The sequence below is a fragment of the Pseudomonas sp. K8 genome (genome assembly GCF_014889455.1).
GTDB classification, from domain to species: Bacteria; Pseudomonadota; Gammaproteobacteria; order Pseudomonadales; family Pseudomonadaceae; genus Aquipseudomonas; species Aquipseudomonas veronii.
The window spans coordinates 169138-189971 of record NZ_VJWO01000001.1; the positions used below are offsets into that span (position 1 = coordinate 169138).

A 20834-nucleotide genomic window follows, 5' to 3' on the forward strand; every position below is an offset into this window, starting at 1 on the left:
ATGCAGAGTCTCTCCAACATTTTCTGGCTCGGCGTCAAAGATCTGCGCACCCTCTCGAAGGACCTGATGATGATCCTCTTCATCATCTATTCCTTCGGCCTCAGCATTTACATGCAGTCGACCGGAGCCGGCGAGACCGTCAACAATGCCTCCGTGGCGATCGTCGACGAGGACCACTCCAGCCTGTCTCGATCGATTGCCGGACTGTTCTATCCGCCGTACTTCCAGGCAGCCAAGATGATCAGCGCCGCCGACATCGATCGCGGCATGGACAACGGCCTTTACACCCTCGTCATCGTGATTCCTCCGCACTTTGAAGCGGATGTGCGAAAGGGCCGCGATATCGAAGTCCAGGTCAACGCAGACGCCACCGCAGTCCAGCAGGCGTCCCTGGGGTCGGGCTATATCCAGAACATGGTGACCGACGAAGTCACGCGCTACCGACAGGAGGCGCAGCAAACCACCGGGCTGCCCTCCGATCTCGTCGTGCGCCGCGCCTTCAATGCCAACGGCACACAATCCTGGTTCCGCGCGATCGTCGGCCTTGCCGATCAGTTGTCGATGCTGATCATTATCCTGACCGGCGCGGCGCTCTTGCGCGAGCGGGAGCACGGCACGATCGAGCACCTGCTGGTGATGCCGTTGACGGCCTTCGAGATAGCGCTCGCCAAAGTGTGGTCGAGCGGGCTGGTGATCTTCATCGGCTTCATCTGTTCCCTGTTGTTCGTGGTCGAGGGCCTTCTCGACGTCCCGATTGCCGGCTCGCGCGGTGTGCTGCTGCTCGGCACCCTCATCTATATCTTCGCCACGGCAGCGATCGGCATCTTCCTCGGCACCCTCGCCCGCACCATGGCGCAATTTGCCCTACTGATGATGATGGCCGTCATGCCGATGATGATGCTGTCGGGCGGCATGTCGCCCATCGAGAGCCAGCCGCAATGGGTCCAGTACGTGACGTGGTTTTTCCCGTCGCGGCACTATGTGAGCTTCATGCAGGCGATCGTGTATCGAGGCGCGGGCCTCGACATCGTGTGGAAAGAGTTCGTGACGGTCCTGGTGATGGGCGTGACATTTATCGCGATGAGTTTGCTGCTGTTCCGTCAGTCTGTTGCGACCTTGCGTTAAGGCTTTTTTGCGCCTGCCCGCGTCAGGCGTGGACGATTGTCCGACAAAAAACCTTGTCCGAGCGCGCACTTAGCGCATTTCGTTGAGATTCAACGGCAAATTCGCACTTATTTGACCCAACGGCCCATTAACGGTTGACACTCCGCCGCTGGGCTGTAGAATGCCGGCCACAGACGCGGGATGGAGCAGTCTGGTAGCTCGTCGGGCTCATAACCCGAAGGTCGTCGGTTCAAATCCGGCTCCCGCAACCAAACATCAAAAAAGGCTACTCGAAAGAGTGGCCTTTTTTGTATCTGGCAAAAAAGTTCTTCTGAAACAATGACATGGCATCTTTCATGAAACCCTAGACGTTTCGTGGAGTCCATTTCATCGCACCCTATGCTTGATCCTTCTACGACCAATGGCCGCAGTCGCCGCATCCGGTGATCCGCGTTAATATTTGTAATTATTTTGTCCATAGGGATTGGTAACTTGGCTGGATACCCCCATCCTGTCGCGCACAATCCACGAGGTGATTGATGCGCGCCAACTCGTCTGAACCACAAGACCCTGTCACAGCGACACAACCGATCACTCCCACCCGTTTGCGCTGGCTGGATCTGTTAAGCAAGTATCGGCAACCCATCGGGTTGGCCGTGACGCTGTTGCTGTTCGCAATCGCCCTGATCGCCTGCCGACACCTGCTGCTGGAACTGGATCTCTACGCCCTCCACGACTCGATCCTGGAAGTACCCAAACCGGCGTTGCTGGGCGCGTTCGTCGCCGCCATCGCCGGCTTCGTCATTCTATTGGGCTATGAGTTCTCCGGCGCACGCTACGCCGGGGTGAAACTGCCCCGCAAGACCCTCGCCCTCGGCGGCTTTACCGCCTTTGCCATCGGCAACGCCATTGGCCTGTCGATGCTCTCGGGCGGTTCGGTGCGTTACCGTTTATATGCGCGCCATGGCATCGGGGCTTCGGAAGTCGCCCGCATGACCGTGTTCGCCAGTCTCTCCCTGGGCTGCGCCCTGCCGCCGCTGGCGGCCTTGGCCACCTTGAGCAACTTGCCCGCCGCGTCCATTGCCCTGCATGTGTCGCAAGGCTTGCTGGGGGCGATTGCCGGCGTCGTGTTGCTGCTGTCGGCCGCGCTGTGCATCGGGATTTATCGCCGTCGCTTGCCGGAACAGCCCTACACGGACAACCTGCTGGTCAAGGTCGGCCGCCGCACCCTGCGCCTGCCCGGTCGACGCCTGACGTTCCTGCAACTGATCATCACCGCGCTGGACGTCGCCGCTGCCGCCACCGTCCTTTATATGCTGCTGCCGGAAGCGCCACCGTTCGGCCCGTTCCTGCTGGTGTACCTGCTGGCGCTGGCCGCTGGCGTACTCAGCCATGTGCCGGGTGGCGTCGGGGTGTTCGAGGCGATCCTGCTCGCGGCCTTTGCCGATAAGCTCGGCGCCGCGCCATTGGCCGCCGCCCTGCTGCTGTACCGCATGATCTATGTGGTGCTGCCGCTGCTGATCGCCTGTGTGTTCCTGCTGGTCAACGAGGCCCAGCGCCTGTTCCAGACCCAGCAGAGCCTGCGCGTGGCATCGGGCTTCGCCGCGCCGGTGCTGGCCTTACTGGTTTTTTTGTCCGGCGTGGTCCTGCTGTTTTCCGGCGCCACGCCGGAGATCGACTCACGCCTGGAAAACATCGGCTTCCTGATTCCCCACCGCCTGATTGACGCCTCGCACTTTGGCGCGAGCCTGATCGGCGTGTTGTGTCTGTTGCTGGCCCAAGGCCTGCGTCGACGCTTGTCGGCGGCCTGGATGTTGACCATGGTGCTGCTGCTGACCGGCGCCCTGCTCTCGCTGCTCAAGGGCTTCGACTGGGAAGAAGCCAGCCTGATGACCATGACCGCCGTGCTGCTGGCGATCTTCCGCCGCTCCTTCTACCGCGCCAGCCGACTGACCGAATTGCCGTTCTCGCCGCTGTATCTGGTAGCCAGCGTGTGCGTGCTGGGGGCTTCGATCTGGCTGCTGCTGTTTGCCTATCAAGACGTCCCGTATAGCCACCAACTGTGGTGGCAGTTCACCCTCGACGCCAACGCCCCGCGCGGCCTGCGCTCGCTGTTGGGGGCCGCGGTGCTGCTGGTGATCGTGTCGCTGACCTGGCTGCTGCGTACCGCGCGCCCGGTGATCCACCTGCCGACAGCCGAAGAACTGGAACGCGCCACCAAGATCCTGATGGCCTCATCGCAACCCGACGGCGGCCTGGCGCTGACCGGCGACAAGGCGCTGCTGTTCCACCCCAACGACGAAGCCTTCCTGATGTACGCCCGTCGCGGGCGCAGCCTGGTCGCCCTGTACGACCCGATCGGCCCGACCCAACCCCGCGCCGAGATGATCTGGCAGTTCCGCGACCTGTGCGACATCCACCATGCGCGCCCGGTGTTCTACCAGGTACGCGCGGAAAACCTGCCGTACTACATGGACATCGGCCTGACCGCGATCAAGCTGGGCGAAGAAGCCCGCGTCGACCTGAAACGCTTTGACCTGGAAGCCAAGGGCAAAGAGATGAAGGATTTGCGCTACACCTGGAACCGTGGCACCCGGGATGGCTTGTCCCTGGAAATCCATGAACCGGGCACGGCGCCGATGGACGAACTCAAGGTTATTTCCGACGCCTGGCTGACCGGCAAGAACGTGCGGGAGAAGGGGTTTTCCCTGGGACGCTTCAGCGACGACTACCTCAAGCACTTTCGCATCGCGATCATTCGCTTCGAAGGGCACCCGGTGGCCTTCGCCAACCTGCTCGAGACCCACAGCCACGACCTGGCCAGCCTCGACCTGATGCGCGCCCACCCCGATGCGCCCAAGCTGACCATGGAATTCATGATGGTCGGCCTGATTCAACACTATAAGAGCCACGGTTATGCTCGCTTCAGCCTCGGCATGGTGCCATTGTCTGGCCTGCAACCGCGTCGTGGCGCGCCGCTGACCCAACGCCTGGGCTCGATGGTGTTCCGCCGGGGCGAGCAACTGTATAACTTCCAAGGTTTGCGCCGCTTCAAAGACAAGTTCCAGCCTGACTGGGAACCCCGTTACATGGCCGTGCCCGCAGGACTTGATCCGCTGGTGGCACTGGCCGATACCGCCGCCCTGATCGCAGGCGGCTTGACTGGATTGGTGAAACGCTGATGATTCGACGCTCCTGGCGGTATGTATTAGCCTTTGTGGTGCTGCTCGCCGTGGTCCTGGGTGGCGGCTATTGGTACTGGAACCGCCCCGCCCCACAGCCGACCCTGGAGCAACTGCCCCAGGCCGATGGCTCGGTGATGACCCGCGTCACCCCGGCCGGCACCCCCAAAGCCCGCGTGGCCGTGGCGGTGATGGCCGACGAGACCCTGACCGACAGCCAACTGATTGCCCTCAGCCAGGGCGGCAAGGCGCAGATCGTGCAGGTGATCCTGCCCAAGGATGACTGCACGCAGCAGCAACAGGCACTGCAAGGCGCCCTGAGCCAGCTCAAGGGCCCTGCGACGCTGGTCAGCGGCATCGGCCCTGGCGCCGCCCTCGCCTGGCGCTGGCTGGCCACACAGAACGACGACAAGGCCAATGCCATCTCCGTCGGCTTCGCCCTGGTGCAGGAAGGCTGCAAAGACCCGCTGCCGAAAACCGCCGCCCACGGCAGCTGGCTGGTGGCGTGGAACGACAACCCTGACGATGAAAGCGCCAGTTTCGTGCGCGACACCCCCCGCGCCACCACCAGCATCAGCGACTACGACATTCACTACCCACAAGTGCTGAATAACGAACTGCGCAAGCAACTGGTCGGTTCGGACAACGGCGGCCTGGCGATTCCAGTCGTGGAAGTCCCGGCTGGCCAGGCCAAGGACACCGTGACCCTGTTCCTCTCCGGTGACGGCGGCTGGCGTGACCTCGACCGCGACGTGGCCGGTGAAATGGCCAAGATCGGCTACCCGGTCGTGGGCATCGACACCCTGCGCTACTACTGGCAGCACAAGACCCCGGAACAAAGCGCCAAGGACCTCAGCGAGCTGATGCAGCACTATCGGCAGAAATGGGGCACCAAGCGCTTCGTACTGACCGGCTATTCGTTCGGCGCCGACGTGTTGCCGGCCATCTACAACCGCATGCCGGAAAGCGAGCAGCAGCGCGTCGACGCAATCATCCTGCTGGCGTTCGCACGCACCGGCAGCTTTGAAATCGAAGTGGAAGGTTGGCTGGGCAACGCCGGCAAAGAAGCCGCGACCGGCCCGGAAATGGCCAAGCTGCCAGCGGCCAAGGTGGTGTGCATCTACGGTGCCGAAGAGGTCGACGAAAGCGGCTGCACCGACAAGACCGCCGTCGGCGAAGCGATCGAGCTGCCGGGCGGGCACCACTTCGATGAGAACTACCCGGCGCTGGCCAAGCGTTTGGTGGATATCATCGTCAAGCACCAGGCCAAGGCCGAGTAATTCCGCGCTGTACGCAAAACCTAATGTGGGAGGGGGCTTGCCCCCGATAGCGATAGGTCAGTCATACCGCTATCGGGGGCAAGCCCCCTCCCACATTGGGGTTGGAACTAGCGCGGCTCGATATGCGCAATCATCAACTGCACGGTTTCCTGCCCACGGAACTCGTTAACATCCAGCTTGTAGGCCAACTCCACCCAACGCACGGTCGGGTTCGGCCAGACTTCACGGTCCACCCCAAACGCAATGCCATCGAGCTTCACAGAGCCGCATTCGCTCTTGAGCACCACTTTCAGGTGCCGCTCCCCCACCACACGCTGCTCGACCAACTGAAACACCCCGTGAAACAACGGCTCGGGGAAGTGCTGCCCCCAGGGGCCGGCATGCCGCAGCGCGCGCGCCAGCTCCAGGTGAAACTCTTCCACCGCCAGGGTGCCGTCGGACAACAGCCGGCCGGTCAAGTCTTCTTCGCGCAGTTGCCGACGCACTTCGGCATCGAAGGCCTGGGCAAACAACGGGAAATTCGCCTCGGGCAATGTCAGGCCGGCCGCCATGGCGTGACCGCCGTATTTGCTGATCAGGTTGGGATGCTGACTCGCCACCACCGCCAGCGCATCGCGGATGTGAAAGCCCTGCACCGAGCGGCCCGAGCCCTTGAGCAAGCCATCACCGGCGTCGGCAAAGGCGATGGTCGGGCGGAAATAGCGCTCTTTCATGCGCGACGCCAGGATCCCGATCACACCTTGGTGCCACTCCGGGTCGAACAGGCACAAGCCATACGGCATCGACTCCAGCGGCAAGTCCTTGAGCTGGGCCAGCGCCTCGCGCTGCATGCCTTGTTCGATGGATTTGCGGTCCTGGTTCATGCCGTCCAGTTGCGCGGCCATCTCCCGTGCGGCGGCGAAATCCGTGGTGAGCAGGCATTCGATGCCCAGGCTCATATCGTCCAGGCGCCCGGCGGCATTGAGCCGTGGCCCGAGGATAAACCCGAGGTCGGTGGACGTGAGGCGAGCGTGGTCACGCTTGGCCACTTCGAGGATCGCCTTGATCCCCGGCCGCGCGCGACCGGCACGGATACGCTCCAAGCCCTGGTGGACCAGGATGCGGTTATTGGCGTCCAGCGGCACCACGTCGGCAACGCTGCCCAGGGCGACCAGGTCAAGCAACTCGCCAATGTTAGGCTGCTGCGTGTTCTCGTACCAACCCAGGCTGCGCAAACGGGCACGCAGGGCCATCAAGACATAAAAGATCACCCCGACCCCGGCCAACGCCTTGCTGGGAAACTCACAGCCGGGCTGGTTCGGGTTGACGATGGCATCCGCCGCCGGCAACTCATCCCCCGGCAAGTGGTGGTCGGTGACCAGCACCTTGAGCCCCGCCGCTTTCGCTGCCGCCACGCCTTCGACGCTGGAGATGCCGTTATCCACGGTGATCAGCAACTGCGGCTCGCGCTGCAGCGCTACGGCGACGATTTCCGGCGTCAGGCCGTAGCCGTATTCGAAACGGTTGGGCACCAGGTAATCAACATGGGCCGCACCGAGCAAGCGCAGGCCCAGGGTGCCCACCGTACTGGCAGTGGCGCCATCGGCGTCGAAGTCGCCGACGATCAGGATGCGCTGGCGTTGCTCCAAGGCCGTCACCAGCAGGTCTACCGCGGCGTCGATGCCCTTGAGCTGCTGATAAGGGATCAACCGCGCCAGGCTCTTGTCCAGCTCAGCCTCCGAGCGCACCCCGCGCGCGGCGTAGAGGCGGGTCAACAGCGGTGGCAATTCACCGAGAAACGGCAGGACAGCAGGCAACGGGCGGGGATCGATACGCATGGGACGCTGGGAAATTCTCTGTAGGGGAAATATTAGCGGCAAGCTACAAGCGCTAGCTCAACCGCGCTCGCCGATCAGCCATTGCAGTTGCACTTCATGCTGGCCACGATCATCGGTGACGAAGATCGTGCCTTCGCTGATCATCACGTCCCACTTGATCACGCGGGGCATGTCCTTGGCCAGGGTCTCGAGGACTTCCTGCGGCACGGCGGCGATGTGGACGTTCTTCAGGGTTTTCGCCACCGGAATCACCTTGCCTTCCCACACGCGCAGGCTGCCGTAAGCCAGCAGACTGGTACGCTCGGCACGACGCGAGCACCAGGTCAGGCGGTCGGCATCGGGCTGGCCGACTTCGATCCAGTGCAAAACCCGATCATCCAGACTTTTTTCCCACAGGGCTGGCTCGTCTACATCTGACAGTCCACGGCCAAACGACAGCTGCTCGCTGTACCAAAGGGCGTAGGCCAGCAGACGCACGGTCATGCGCTCTTCGGTTTCCGAAGGGTGGCGGGCAATGGTCTGTTTGACGCTCTCGTACACCGAGCGATCGAGGTCGGTGAGGTTGAGTTCGAACTTGTAGGTCGTGGACGGCTGGGCCATGAACGGGCTTCTAGAGACAGGGAAAGGCGGGCAGTCTAACCGATGGTAGGGCTATTCAACGAATCCTGCGCTGCATCATCCTTATCCCTGCGCGACTCGCCTATGTTAAAAGGCATTACACCACTGTGCTGCGTATGAAAGGTTCCTCATGTCGTTTAACGCCAAACCGCTTGCCGGCCTGAAAGTCATCGAACTCGGCACCCTGATCGCCGGCCCGTTCGCTTCACGCATCTGCGCCGAATTCGGCGCCGAAGTGATCAAGGTTGAATCCCCGGACGGCGGCGACCCGCTGCGCAAATGGCGCAAGCTGTACGAAGGCACCTCGCTGTGGTGGTTCGTGCAGGCGCGCAACAAAAAATCACTGACGCTGAACCTCAAGCACCCCGACGGCCTGGCCATCCTCAAGCAGTTGCTGACGGACGCCGACATCCTGATCGAAAACTTCCGCCCCGGCGTCCTGGAAAAGCTCGGCCTGAGCTGGGACACCCTGCACGCGCTGAACCCCAAGCTGGTGATGGTGCGCCTCTCGGGCTTTGGCCAGACCGGCCCGATGAAAGACCAGCCGGGGTTTGGCGCGGTCGGCGAATCGATGGGCGGGCTGCGTTACATCACCGGCTTTGAAGACCGCCCGCCGGTACGCACCGGGATTTCCATCGGCGACTCCATTGCCGCCCTGTGGGCGGTGATCGGCGCGCTGATGGCGTTGCGTCACCGCGAGGTCAACGGCGGGCTGGGCCAGGTGGTGGATGTGGCACTGTATGAGGCCATCTTCGCCATGATGGAAAGCATGATCCCGGAGTTCGATGTGTTCGGGTTCATCCGCGAACGCACCGGCAACATCATGCCCGGCATCACACCGTCCTCGATCCACACCAGCGCGGACGGCAAGCATGTGCAGATCGGCGCCAACGGCGATGCGATCTTCAAGCGTTTCATGTCCGCCATCGGCCGTGAGGATCTGGCCAACGACCCGCAATTGGCCAGTAATGACGGGCGTGACGAGCGCCGCGACGAGCTGTATGGCGTGATTGATCGCTGGGTCAATTCGCTGCCGCTGGAACAGGTAGTCGAGCAGCTCAACAAGGCCGAGGTGCCGGCCAGCCGCATCTATAGCGCCGAAGACATGCTCGGGGACCCGCAATTCCTGGCGCGGGAAATGTTCCTCAAGGCGCAACTGCCCGACGGCAAGGACTTCAAGATGCCAGGCATCGTGCCCAAGCTCTCCGACACCCCTGGCAGTTGCGAGTGGGTGGGGCCGCAACTGGGCGAACACAACAGCGTGGTACTCGGTGAGCTGGGCTATGACGCGGCGGCCATCATCCGCTTACGTGAGCAAGGGGCGATCTGATGGCGCGTTCAAGATAATGACTCGCCGCTGGCTATTGCACCTGTGCGCGCCCTTGCTGGCGCTATTGCCGCTACCTACCCAGGCGGCGCAGACCTTGATCTGGCTGGTTCGCGACCTGCCGCCGCTGACGATCTTCGAAGGCCCGCAAAAAGGCCAGGGCGCCATCGACGAATTGTTGCCGATGCTGATGGAGCACCTGCCGGAGTATCAGCACCAGATCCAGCACGTCAACCGTGCGCGGGGCATGCAGATGCTCCAGGCGCCCTCCCTCACCTGCGACCCTACCCTGCTGTGGACGCCGGAGCGGACCCAATGGATTGTGTATTCCGACCAGGCGTTTCCCGTGGTGAGCAATGGCGTGGTCGTCCGCCAGCAAAACCGTGAAGTCCTGGCGCCCTTTGTCGTGCAAGGCAAGGTCGACCTGGACGCGATGCTACGGGACAAGAGCACACGCCTGGGCATCATCGCCGAGCGCAGCTACGGGCCATTCATCGACGGTATGTTGCAGCAAGGCGACACGCACAATCGGGTGATGCACTACGGCACCGACGCCTTGGGCAGCCTGCTGCAAATGCAGCGTCTGGGACGCCTGGAAGGCGTACTGGGTTACTGGACCGAAATTCGCTATCACGCATTGCGGCAAGGTATCGATCCCGAAGGGCTGGCGTTCTATCCGATTGCCGGCACCGCGCCCTATCAGCACATCCATATCGGTTGTTCGGATACGCCCGAGGGGCGCGAGGTCATGGCGCGTATCAACCAGTTGCTGGGCGACCTGCCGCAGGCGCAGTTGCTGCGTTCCTACGCGTCATGGCTCGACCCGGCCCTGCGCGAGCAATACCTGCTGGACCATTCGCGATTCTATGAAGAAGTGCCCACCCCGTGATAAATCGCGAGCAAAAAGAAACCCCGAAGAGTGGGGAGACACTTCGGGGTTAAACGTGGCCTACAAAGACCAGTACAGCAAGTCACAAACACCGGAGCACAATGTCTGCTCTTGCTGTTACTAAATCTGACCGGCCACGCCGTAGGAAGTTTCCGCGGATAAACAATTCTTCATGCGAGGGCGCTGCTGCGGGTCTGGGCCGCATTGCGCAAGGCAGCGATGACCGAGGGCTCCAGGCGCCCTTCGGCGATTTTCAGATCGCGCAGCAAGCAATCCACGACATCCACCAGGACGCGCTTGTCGGTCAGTTGCGCCCGGTCGACTTCACGCTCGACCACGATGGCACCAGCAGGGTTCTTTACGGTTACCAGGCACTCGCCCTGCACACCAGCGGTGGTCAGCGTAACCTGATAAGGGCTCAGCGCTTCTTCGAGCAATAGGCTGATACTTTCCATTTCGATCACCACTCAATAGTTCGGGAACAATCGTTTCAATGGGGGTTGCCTCTCTCCTAAGTGACTGTTTGTAACGTAGGAAAGTTCGCTTTTTCGTGTTTATGGAGCCGTCAGGGAGTGACTTGATCCAGCATGCGCTTGCAACATGACAACGAAAAAACGGCCGCACATAACTGCTTACGCAATGGGCGGCCGTTTCAGGGTTCGCCCTGCAGCGCGGCGGAGTGTGAACCCTATATTCGGTAAGCGCTGATCACGCTGTCACGCAGCTAGAAGTGCATGTCAAAGGCCCTTATTGCTAAGGATGAACATGATGGTGGAACACAACGAACAACAAGCGTCGATGGAGAAGATGCATGCTGACGTATCTCGCATCTATGCCGAGATTTCACGCATGCATGCCGAGCGAGGCAAGCTCAACGCGGAGTCCTTGAAGATAACCTGTGAGACTTTCTGGTACCCCGTGGGTATCGCCACGGGTTTCTACGCCGCTGTCGGCACCGTGATTGTCGTGGCGCAGAAACTACTCTCATAACGCTCAGCAACCCGGGCCTGCCTGAAACGAAAAACGCCGCTGACCCACGGAAGGGAAAGCGGCGTTTTTGTCTGCGCCAGGGCGCCAGCAGTTTGCCTTACAGCGGCTTACCGCGATTGCCATGCTGGCTGACAAACGCCTGCATCGCCTTCAGGTCATTCGGCAGCACGGTGCAACGCTCTTCACGCTCGAACAGGTCGGACAGATGCGCCGGCAACTCCAGCGCCTTGCCAACGCCGGCCTTCTCCACCGCTTCCGGGAATTTGACCGGGTGCGCGGTGCCGAGGATCACCATCGGGATATCCAGGCTGCGACGGCATTCGCGTGCAGCCCTCACGCCGATAGCGGTGTGCGGGTCGAGCAGTTCGCCGGTCTGGGCATAGACTTCTGCGATGGTTTCGCAGGTCTGTGCATCGTCCACGGCCAGGGAGTCGAACAGCTTGCGGGTTTCGGTCCAGCGCTCTTCATCGACACTGAAACCGCCACCGCTTTTGAAGGTGTCCATCAAGCCGGCAATCGCCGCACCGTTGCGGCCGTGCATGTCGAACAGCAGGCGTTCGAAGTTCGACGACACCATGATGTCCATCGACGGCGACAAGGTGGCGTGCAGGGTTTCCTTGACGTACTGGTTGCCGCTCATGAAGCGGTGCAGGATGTCGTTGCGGTTGGTGGCGACGATCAACTGGTTGATCGGCAGGCCCATGTTGCGCGCCAGATAGCCGGCGAAGATGTCGCCGAAGTTGCCGGTCGGCACCGAGAACGACACCGAACGCGCCGGCCCGCCCAGCTGCAGCGCGGCGTGGAAGTAGTAGACGATCTGGGCCATGATCCGCGCCCAGTTGATCGAGTTCACCGCAACCAGGCGCGTGCCCTTGAGGAAGCTCTGGTCAGCGAAGCTGTTCTTGACCATTTCCTGGCAGTCGTCGAAGTTGCCTTCGATGGCGATGTTGTGGATGTTCTCACCGAAGATGGTGGTCATCTGCCGACGCTGTACTTCCGACACGCGCTTGTGCGGGTGCAGGATGAAGATGTCGACGTTTTCGCAGTGCTTGCAGCCTTCGATGGCCGCCGAGCCGGTATCACCGGAAGTGGCGCCGATGATCACCACGCGCTCGCCGCGCTTCTCCAGCACGTAATCGAGCAGGCGCCCCAGCAGTTGCAGAGCGAAGTCCTTGAACGCCAGGGTCGGGCCATGGAACAGCTCCAGGACCCACTCATTGCCATTCAGCTGGCGCAGAGGCGCGATGGCGTTGTGGGAAAACACGCCGTAGGTCTCTTCCAGGATCTTTTTGAAATCCGCATCCGGAATGCTGCCGGTGACGAACGGGCGCATCACCCGGAACGCCAGTTCGTGATACGGCAGGCCGGCCCAGGAAGCGATTTCTTCCTGGGTGAAGCGTGGCAGGTTTTCCGGCACGTACAGGCCGCCGTCGGTGGCAAGACCTGCCAACAAAACGTCTTCGAAATTCAGGGCCGGTGCCTGGCCGCGGGTGCTGATGTAACGCATGACTGGCTCCTCTAAAACATTCTCGAACAGGGGCCGCCGATCACACGGGGCCCCTGGAACAAATCGGTTAGTTCAGGTGTTCGACGCGAATCCGTACCACCGGGCCCACTACGCCTTGCAAGGCTTCCAGGGCTTTGATGGCATCGTTGATGTGCTGCTCGAGCACGCGGTGAGTCAGCAGGATCATCGGCACCTGGCCGTTCTGCTCCTCGACTTCCTTCTGCATGATCGACTCGATGTTGATGCCACGTTCCGACAGGATGCTGGCAACCTGGGCCAATACGCCCGGATGATCCTTGGCCTGGATGCGTAGGTAGTAGGCGCTTTCGCACGCCTCGATCGGCAGGATCGGGTGGGCCGACAACGAATCCGGCTGGAAGGCCAGGTGCGGCACGCGGTTTTCCGGGTCGCTGGTCATGGCGCGAACCACGTCCACCAGGTCGGCGATCACCGACGAAGCGGTCGGCTCCATACCGGCGCCGGCACCGTAGAACAGGGTCGAACCGGCGGCGTCACCGTTGACCATCACGGCGTTCATCACGCCATTGACGTTGGCGATCAGGCGGTCGGCCGGGATCAGCGTCGGGTGTACGCGCAACTCGATACCGGCCGCGGTGCAGCGCGCCACGCCCAGGTGCTTGATGCGATAGCCCAGGGCTTCGGCGTAATTCACGTCGGCAGTGGTCAGTTGGGTGATGCCTTCGGTGTAGGCCTTGTCGAACTGCAGCGGGATGCCAAAGGCAATGGACGCAAGGATGGTCAGTTTGTGCGCCGCGTCGATGCCTTCAACGTCGAAGGTCGGGTCGGCTTCGGCGTAACCCAGGGCCTGGGCTTCGGCCAGCACGTCTTCGAAGGTGCGGCCCTTCTCGCGCATTTCGGTGAGGATGAAGTTACCGGTGCCATTGATGATGCCGGCCACCCAGTTGATGCGGTTGGCGGACAGGCCTTCACGGATCGCCTTGATCACCGGGATACCACCGGCCACCGCGGCTTCGAACGCGACGATCACGCCCTTCTCACGCGCCTTGGCGAAGATCTCGTTGCCGTGGACGGCGATCAGCGCCTTGTTGGCGGTGACCACGTGCTTGCCGTTTTCGATCGCCTTGAGCACCAGCTCGCGGGCAATGGTATAGCCGCCCACCAGCTCGATGACGATATCGATTTCTGGGTTGGTCGCCACGGCGAAGACATCGTTGGTAATCGCAATACCGGTCGTTTCGAACTGAGGCTTTGGCGAACGCGTGGCAATTTGCGCCACTTCAATCCCGCGCCCTGCACGGCGGGAAATTTCTTCAGCATTACGCTGAAGTACGTTGAAGGTGCCGCCACCGACGGTCCCTAACCCACAGATGCCTACTTTGACCGGTTTCACTGAAGAACTCCCCATGAAACGGCCGACGCGAGGTCGGCCGTGGAAAACAGCCGCACAACCGCGGCTTTCAATTAATGGCCCATCGACTTATCGAAGGGCCATGATCGTCAAAGGTTCGACGATGCTGGTTTATTTGGCACTCAGCGCCAGTTTCGCAACTTGCGGTGCCGGCTGATAGCCCGGAATCACCTGGCCGTCAGCCAAAACGATGGCCGGTGTACCGTTCACACCAATGGACTGGCCCAGGGCGAACTGCTTGGAAACCGGATTGGCGCACTTGGCCGCTTTGATTTCCTTGCCGTCGACCATCTTGTCCATCGCCGCTTTCTTGTCGGCCGAGCACCAGACCGCCTGCAACTGCTCGTCGCCCGGCGAACCGAGGCCCTGGCGCGGGAACGCGACATAGCGCACTTCCACACCGAGCTTGTTCAGCGCCGGCACTTCGGCGTGCAGCTTGTGGCAGTACGGGCAGGTGGTGTCGGTGAACACGGTGATGTGCGTCTTGGTCTCGCCGATAGCCGGGTAGACCACGGTTTCTGCAACCGGAATGCCGTTGATCAGCTTGGACACGCCCAGGCGCTCGGCTTTCTCGGTCAGGTTGACCGGCTTACCGTCCTTCAACTGGAACAGGTAGCCCTGGACAATGTACTGGCCGTCGGCACTGGCATACAACACGCGGCTGCCCTTGAGCTTGACTTCGTACAGGCCGGCCATCGGGCTGGCACTGATGCTTTCGATCGGTGTGTCGAGTTGCAGGTTGGCCAGGCTCTTGCGAATAGTCTGCTCGGCAGCGTCATCGGCGACGGCAAAGGTGGAAACCAACGCAATGGCTGCGGCGGCAATAATCTGGGTCAAGCGCATGGGAACTCCTGAAGGCAGATGCAGGGACGGGTGTGTCGAACACCGATCTGGAAACACGGCACTGTAATCACAAGTCACGCCGTCCCCTTTGCTAACCGGCAAAGCCTACCACAGTTGGGCCGCAGGGCAGCCCGTGGCGGGATAATTTGGCGGTTTTCAGCCTCGCGGATGGTGCTTGGCGTGCATATCCTGCAAGCGCGCCCGTGCCACATGGGTGTAGATCTGGGTTGTGGATAAGTCACTGTGGCCAAGGAGCATTTGCACCACGCGCAAATCCGCGCCGTGGTTGAGCAAATGCGTGGCAAATGCATGGCGCAGGGTATGCGGCGACAGGCTCTTGCCGATCCCCGCCACCTTGGCCTGGTGCTTGATGCGATGCCAGAAAGTCTGGCGAGTCATCTGCTCACCGCGCTGGCTGGGGAACAGCACATCGCTGGGGCGCCCACCGAGCAGTTCGCCGCGCGCATCGCGCATGTAGCGCTCGACCCACACAATCGCTTCTTCGCCCATCGGCACCAGCCGCTCCTTGCTGCCCTTGCCCATCACCCGCAGCACGCCCTGGCGCAGGTTGACTTGCTCGAGGGTCAGGCTGATCAGCTCGGTCACCCGCAAGCCGCAGGCGTACAGCACTTCGAGCATGGCACGGTCGCGCTGGCCGATGGCTTCGCTCAAGTCCGGGGCGGCGAGCAAGGCGTCGACATCGGCTTCCGACAAGGACTTGGGCAACGGCCGACCCAATTGCGGCATGTCGACCTGTAACGTCGGGTCGAGGGCAATGAGCTTTTCCCGCAGCAGGTAGCGATAAAAGCCACGCACACCGGAAAGGAAGCGTGCCGTGGAGCGCGGCTTGTAGTTCTGCTCCAGGCGCCAGGCCAGGTGATCGAGGATCAACTCACGGCCAGCATTGATCAGCTCGAGGTTTTTTTCCTGCAGCCAGCCGTTGAACAGCGCCAGGTCGCTGCGGTAGGCCTGGCGGGTGTTGTCCGACAGGCCTTTTTCCAGCCAGAGGGCGTCGAGGAAGCGGTCAATCAGAGGGTGGTCGATGGCGGGCATGGGGGCTCAGGCAGATGACGGAGGTGTCTGGTAGATCCTATCGCAGGCAAGTCGGCTCCCACATTGGATTTGTGTCGTGCATCGATTTTATGACCACTAATGATCAAGTGTGGAAGCTGGCCCGCCTGCGATAGCCGCGCCGCCGACCCGGACCCGTCAATAAATCCCAGGCACAAAAAAAGCAGCCCGCAGGCTGCTTTTTTTCTGCATCGGGAAGCTGGACTTAAGCCAGTTTTTCCTTGATGCGAGCTGCTTTACCGGACAGGTCACGCAGGTAGTACAGCTTGGCTTTACGCACGTCACCGCGACGCTTAACGGCCATGCTGTCGATTTGCGGGCTGTAGGTCTGGAAAGTACGCTCTACGCCAACACCGTTGGAGATTTTACGAACAGTGAAAGCACTGTTCACACCACGGTTACGCTTGGCGATTACCACGCCTTCGAACGCTTGCAGACGCGAACGGTCGCCTTCCTTCACTTTCACCTGAACGACAATGGTGTCGCCCGGGGCAAAGGTAGGGATCTCTTTGGTCATCTGCTCTGCTTCGAGTGCAAGGATGATTTTGTTAGTCATGCTGTGCTCCTAAGGTAAGTCAATGGACCTACCATCGATACGTTGTTAACTATCGTCCCGCGCGAGGATGTATTCCTCGAGCAGCTTCTTCTCTTCTCCAGAAAGCGAGCGGCTTTCCAGAAGATCGGCGCGTCGTTCATAGGTCCGACCAAGGGACTGCTGTAAACGCCAACGCCGGATGTGTGCGTGATTGCCACTTAGCAATACGTCGGGAACACGCTGATCCGCATACACCTCCGGTCGGGTGTAGTGCGGGCAATCCAGCAAACCATCCGTGAAGGAATCTTCCTCCGCGGAGTCCGCATGCCCTAAAGCTCCAGGCAGCAGTCGTGTAACCGCATCTATCAGGACCATCGCCGGCAGCTCACCGCCAGACAGGACATAGTCCCCAATCGACCACTCTTCATCGACATGAGCTTCAATGAAACGCTCGTCAATGCCTTCATAGCGACCGGCAATCAGGATCAGTGCTTCCTCATTCGCCAGTTCGCGTACCGCCGCCTGTTTCAGCTGACGGCCTTGAGGGGACAGGTAAATTACCTTCGCCTTCTCCCCGGCGGCAGCCTTGGCCTGAGCCAACGCGTCTTCCAGGGGCTTGATCTTCATCACCATGCCCGGGCCACCGCCAAATGGGCGATCGTCCACAGTGTGATGTCGATCCGTCGTGTAGTCTCGCGGGTTCCAACAGGTGAGCTGCAAGAGCCCCTGTTTCACCGCCCGACTGGTGATGCCGTACTCGCTGATGGCGGAGAACATCTCGGGAAACAAACTGATCACTTCAATGCGCAAATTAGCCACGCTTAGAAGTCCGCGTCCCATTCCACCTTCATCTCGCCCGCGGCCAGGTCGACGGCCAACACGCATTGCTCGGTATAGGGCAACAGGCGTTCGCGATCATCCAGGCTGCCAGCGCAAGGCTTGACCACCATTACATCATTGGCGCCGGTTTCCAGAAGATGATCGATTTTCCCGAGCAATTGCCCGAGTTGATCAATAACCTTCAAACCTTCCAGCTGGTACCAGTAGTACTCGCCGTCGGTCAATTCAGGGAACAGGTTGCGCGGCACGCAGATCTCATAACCGGCCAGAAGACGAGCTTCTTCACGATCATCAAGACCCTTGAGCTTTGCGACCAGGAACTTATCGTTCCCGCGTCCACTGACCAGCTCGACCTGTTTCACATTCCCCTCGCGCTTGAGCGTCCAGGTTTTGTACTGCAACAGGTTTTCAGTCGGATCAGTAAAGGAATACACCTTCACTTCGCCGCGAACGCCATGAACAGAGTAAATCTTGCCGATAACGATCAAATCATCAGCAACAGCTGGCGTCGCGTTCATATTGCTCAGGCTGCGGCCTTAGCCGAGTCCTTCAACAACTTGGCAACACGCTCGGAAGGCTGTGCACCAACGCTCAGCCAGTAGGCTACGCGCTCTTGGTTCACGGACAGACGAACTTCTTGACCACGAGCAACAGGGTTGAAGAAACCAACCTGTTCCTTGTGCGAACCGTCACGCGGGTTGCGGCTGTCGGTTACGGTCAAGTGGTAAAACGGGCGCTTTTTGGAGCCGCCAAGGGCAAGACGGATTGTTAGCATGTGAACATCGTTCCTGTAGTCGGTGCTGCAAATCTAAATGCACAGCGGGCATAGGTGCCCGAAAGGCCGCATATTCTAAGGAATATCCGGACTTTTGCAAATGTCTTTTTCTGGCGCCTATCAGCGTGCCATTCAGATCTGCTATAGAGCCGTCGGTTAAAACGGCAAGTCAGCTCCCGCCAGACGGCGGGTTTGCTGGAGATCCCACATCCCTGTGGGGCGGAGCAGGAGCACGCTCCCGCTCGAATACTTTACATTTTCGGCATGCCGCCGCCGGGCAACATACCGCCCATGCCGCGCATCATCTTGGCCATTCCGCCCTTGGCGGAGAATTTCTTCATCATCTTCTGCATCTGCTTGTGCTGCTTGATCAAGCGGCCGATGTCCTGCACCTGGGTGCCGGAGCCCATGGCGATCCGACGCTTGCGCGAACCGCTGATCAGCTCAGGGTCGCGGCGCTCGGCCGGGGTCATGGAGTTGATGATGGCTTCCATCTGCTTGAACTGTTTCTCTGCCGCGCCCTGGGCATTGCCCATTTGCGCCAGGTTCACACCGCCGATGTTCGGCAGCTTGTCCATCAGGCCGCCGAGGCCGCCCATGTTCTTCATTTGTTGCAACTGATCGCGGAAGTCTTCGAGGTCGAAGCCCTTGCCCTTCTTCAGTTTCTTGGCCAGTTTATCGGCCTTGTCCTTGTCGAGCGTCGCTTCGGCCTGCTCGATCAGGCTGAGCACGTCGCCCATGCCGAGGATACGCGAAGCGATACGTTCAGGGTGGAACGGTTCGAGCGCGTCGCTCTTCTCGCCCATACCGATGAATTTGATCGGCTTGCCGGTGATGGCGCGCACCGACAGCGCGGCACCGCCACGGGCGTCGCCGTCGACCTTAGTCAGGATCACGCCGGTCAGCGGCAGTGCGTCACCAAAGGCCTTGGCGGTGTTGGCCGCATCCTGGCCGGTCATGGCGTCGACCACGAACAGCGTCTCGACCGGGTTGATCGCGGCATGCAGCGCCTTGATCTCGCCCATCATCTCTTCGTCGATGTGCAGGCGACCGGCGGTATCGACGATGACCACGTCGATGAACTTCAGCCTGGCTTCTTTGATCGCCGCATTGGCGATGTCGACCGGCTTCTGGCTCAGGTCGGACGGGAAGAAGGTCACGCCCACTTCGCCCGCGAGCATTTCCAGCTGCTTGATGGCCGCCGGACGGTATACGTCGGCCGACACCACCATCACGGTTTTTTTCTTGCGCTCTTTAAGGAAGCGCGCCAGCTTGCCAGCGGTGGTGGTCTTACCCGCACCTTGCAGACCGGCCATCAGCACGACGGCCGGCGGCACGGCGCTGAGGTTCAGGTCTTCGTTGGCCGCGCCCATCAGGCTTTCGAGCTCGGCCTGGACGATCTTCACAAAAGCCTGGCCCGGCGTCAGGCTGCGGGACACTTCGGTGCCGACCGCGCGCTCCTTGACCGAGTTGACGAAGTCCTTGACCACAGGCAAGGCCACGTCGGCTTCCAGCAACGCCATGCGTACTTCACGCAGGGTGTCTTTGATATTGTCCTCGGTCAGCTTGGCCTTGCCGGTTACATGGCGCAGCGTCTGCGAGAGACGGTCAGTCAAGTTTTCAAACATGCGCGATCCTTTCAGGCCCTATGGTAGACCGAGGTAATGGCGGCCCAGGCTGTGATAAATCGCTATTAAAAACAGCGCTCGGCGAGCCTGCGGCGTGGGCAGGTCGCGGATTATAGCGAAGACTGCGCCCATGCACACCCGCTGTCTGGCCCTGAAGTCTTTCGTGGAACGCAGGTGTATGCCAAACTCAGCGCCTTTCGGGCTTGCCTAACAGGATTTATGCTCCCTTTGTCACCCAGTTTGCTACCCAGTCTCGCCGCCGCCTTTTTATATGCCGCTGCGACCCTCTACCAGGGCACTCGCCTGGCGCAAGGCGCCAAGGCCGACACTCGCCTGCTGGCAGGCCTTGGCGTCCTCGCCCTGCTGGCCCATGCCGCGAGCCTGTTCACCCACTTGATGACGCCGGTCGGCCTGGGCCTGGATTTTTTCAGCGCCGCCAGCCTGATCGCCGCCGCAGTGATCGCCCTCACGCTGATCGCCTGCGCACGCATCCCGGTGGAAAACCTGCTGGTGCTGCTATTCCCCCTGGGCATGCTGACGGTGCTGCTGGCGCAATTCGCCCCCACCGGCACGGTGCAGGTGATCGACGAAGAGCCGGGCATCCTTGCGCATATCCTGCTGTCGATCCTGGCCTATGGCATGTTCACCATCGCGGTGTTCCAGGCGTTGCTCCTGCTCGTGCAGGACCATCAGCTCAAGCACAAGCATCCGTCGGGCCTGATCAAGAACTTCCCGCCGCTGCAAACCATGGAAAGCCTGCTGTTCAGCTTCCTGTGGGCCGGCTGGACGCTGCTGTCGCTGTCGCTGATCTCTGGCTGGCTGTTCGTCGAGAACCTGTTCGCCCAGCACCTTGTGCATAAAACCCTGCTGGCGTGCCTGGCGTGGGTGGTGTTCAGTGTGCTGCTGTGGGGCCGCAACCGCCTTGGCTGGCGCGGGCACAAGGCGATCCGCTGGACCCTGGCCGGTTTCTGCCTGCTGATGCTGGCCTACTTCGGCAGCAAGCTGGTTCGCGAATACATCCTGCATATCTGACGGGCA

19 protein-coding genes and 1 tRNA gene are annotated in these 20834 nt (G+C 61.0%); 8 read left to right on the forward strand and 12 right to left on the reverse strand.

What is annotated here, in order from left to right:
- The 4 genes from INT12_RS00765 to INT12_RS00780 all read left to right on the forward strand — a co-directional run bounded on the left by INT12_RS00765 (nt 1) and on the right by INT12_RS00780 (nt 5566).
- Nucleotides 1-1125 (forward strand): ABC transporter permease, encoded by a 1125-nt coding sequence (locus tag INT12_RS00765; RefSeq protein ID WP_046382207.1) that lies wholly within the window; start codon nt 1-3, stop codon nt 1123-1125.
- A 174-nt stretch (nt 1126-1299) separates the two neighbouring features.
- Nucleotides 1300-1376, forward strand: a tRNA-Met gene (locus INT12_RS00770).
- Between the two features lie 267 nt (nt 1377-1643).
- Entirely contained in the window at nt 1644-4286 is a 2643-nt protein-coding gene (gene mprF / locus INT12_RS00775) for a bifunctional lysylphosphatidylglycerol flippase/synthetase MprF (RefSeq protein ID WP_017846124.1), read from the forward strand.
- Nucleotides 4286-5566, forward strand: a complete 1281-nt coding sequence (locus INT12_RS00780) for a virulence factor family protein (RefSeq protein ID WP_193039580.1) — start codon at nt 4286-4288, stop codon at nt 5564-5566. The genes mprF and INT12_RS00780 overlap by 1 nt, the downstream gene beginning before the upstream one ends.
- Nucleotides 5567-5673: 107 nt before the next feature.
- Here the strand turns inward: INT12_RS00780 and recJ are convergent, their stop codons facing one another.
- Entirely contained in the window at nt 5674-7383 is a 1710-nt protein-coding gene (gene recJ / locus INT12_RS00785; RefSeq protein WP_046382204.1) for a single-stranded-DNA-specific exonuclease RecJ, read from the reverse strand.
- Between the two features lie 57 nt (nt 7384-7440).
- Complete coding sequence (locus tag INT12_RS00790) at nt 7441-7983, reverse strand: YaeQ family protein (protein ID WP_017846127.1); 543 nt, start codon at nt 7981-7983, stop codon at nt 7441-7443.
- 148 nt (nt 7984-8131) lie between these two features.
- Here INT12_RS00790 and INT12_RS00795 point away from each other — a divergent pair, with 148 nt between their 5' ends.
- Both INT12_RS00795 and INT12_RS00800 read left to right on the forward strand, forming a co-directional pair.
- Nucleotides 8132-9331 carry a CaiB/BaiF CoA transferase family protein gene (locus INT12_RS00795; RefSeq protein ID WP_017846128.1) on the forward strand — a complete coding sequence of 400 codons (1200 nt, stop codon included), beginning with the start codon at nt 8132-8134 and terminating at the stop codon, nt 9329-9331.
- 16 nt (nt 9332-9347) lie between these two features.
- Nucleotides 9348-10217, forward strand: coding sequence for a TIGR02285 family protein (locus INT12_RS00800; protein WP_193039579.1), 870 nt, complete (start codon nt 9348-9350; stop codon nt 10215-10217).
- A gap of 170 nt (nt 10218-10387) precedes the next feature.
- Here INT12_RS00800 and INT12_RS00805 read toward each other — a convergent pair whose 3' ends face one another.
- The gene (locus INT12_RS00805; protein WP_017846130.1) at nt 10388-10672 is read right to left on the reverse strand and encodes a DUF3509 domain-containing protein; all 285 of its coding nucleotides are present in this window, start codon (nt 10670-10672) and stop codon (nt 10388-10390) included.
- Nucleotides 10673-10985: 313 nt separating this feature from the next.
- Between INT12_RS00805 and INT12_RS00810 the strand changes: the two genes are divergently transcribed.
- Nucleotides 10986-11207: a hypothetical protein gene (locus INT12_RS00810; protein WP_017846131.1), complete on the forward strand. Its 222-nt coding sequence runs from the start codon at nt 10986-10988 to the stop codon at nt 11205-11207.
- A 97-nt stretch (nt 11208-11304) separates the two neighbouring features.
- Here the strand turns inward: INT12_RS00810 and thrC are convergent, their stop codons facing one another.
- The 9 genes from thrC to ffh form a co-directional block, all read right to left on the reverse strand.
- The gene (thrC, locus tag INT12_RS00815; protein ID WP_017846132.1) at nt 11305-12714 is read right to left on the reverse strand and encodes a threonine synthase; all 1410 of its coding nucleotides are present in this window, start codon (nt 12712-12714) and stop codon (nt 11305-11307) included.
- Nucleotides 12715-12781: 67 nt separating this feature from the next.
- Nucleotides 12782-14086, reverse strand: coding sequence for a homoserine dehydrogenase (locus tag INT12_RS00820; RefSeq protein WP_017846133.1), 1305 nt, complete (start codon nt 14084-14086; stop codon nt 12782-12784).
- Nucleotides 14087-14215: 129 nt separating this feature from the next.
- Nucleotides 14216-14947 carry a thioredoxin fold domain-containing protein gene (locus INT12_RS00825; RefSeq protein ID WP_003175893.1) on the reverse strand — a complete coding sequence of 244 codons (732 nt, stop codon included), beginning with the start codon at nt 14945-14947 and terminating at the stop codon, nt 14216-14218.
- A gap of 156 nt (nt 14948-15103) precedes the next feature.
- Nucleotides 15104-16000 (reverse strand): site-specific tyrosine recombinase XerD, encoded by an 897-nt coding sequence (gene xerD, locus INT12_RS00830; protein ID WP_017846134.1) that lies wholly within the window; start codon nt 15998-16000, stop codon nt 15104-15106.
- Between the two features lie 223 nt (nt 16001-16223).
- Nucleotides 16224-16574: a 50S ribosomal protein L19 gene (gene rplS / locus INT12_RS00835; protein ID WP_003175895.1), complete on the reverse strand. Its 351-nt coding sequence runs from the start codon at nt 16572-16574 to the stop codon at nt 16224-16226.
- A 45-nt stretch (nt 16575-16619) separates the two neighbouring features.
- Nucleotides 16620-17393 carry a tRNA (guanosine(37)-N1)-methyltransferase TrmD gene (gene trmD / locus INT12_RS00840; RefSeq protein ID WP_169864091.1) on the reverse strand — a complete coding sequence of 258 codons (774 nt, stop codon included), beginning with the start codon at nt 17391-17393 and terminating at the stop codon, nt 16620-16622.
- Nucleotides 17375-17911 (reverse strand): ribosome maturation factor RimM, encoded by a 537-nt coding sequence (rimM, locus tag INT12_RS00845; RefSeq protein WP_008014731.1) that lies wholly within the window; start codon nt 17909-17911, stop codon nt 17375-17377. Before rimM ends, trmD begins: the two co-directional genes overlap by 19 nt.
- Before the next feature lie 5 nt (nt 17912-17916).
- The gene (gene rpsP / locus INT12_RS00850) at nt 17917-18168 is read right to left on the reverse strand and encodes a 30S ribosomal protein S16 (protein WP_003175899.1); all 252 of its coding nucleotides are present in this window, start codon (nt 18166-18168) and stop codon (nt 17917-17919) included.
- Nucleotides 18169-18419: 251 nt separating this feature from the next.
- Nucleotides 18420-19796, reverse strand: coding sequence for a signal recognition particle protein (gene ffh / locus INT12_RS00855; RefSeq protein ID WP_017846136.1), 1377 nt, complete (start codon nt 19794-19796; stop codon nt 18420-18422).
- A 219-nt stretch (nt 19797-20015) separates the two neighbouring features.
- On the opposite strand from ffh, the gene INT12_RS00860 reads away from it, so the two are divergent.
- Nucleotides 20016-20828, forward strand: coding sequence for an inner membrane protein YpjD (locus tag INT12_RS00860; protein ID WP_026139922.1), 813 nt, complete (start codon nt 20016-20018; stop codon nt 20826-20828).
- Nucleotides 20829-20834 lie beyond the last annotated feature (6 nt).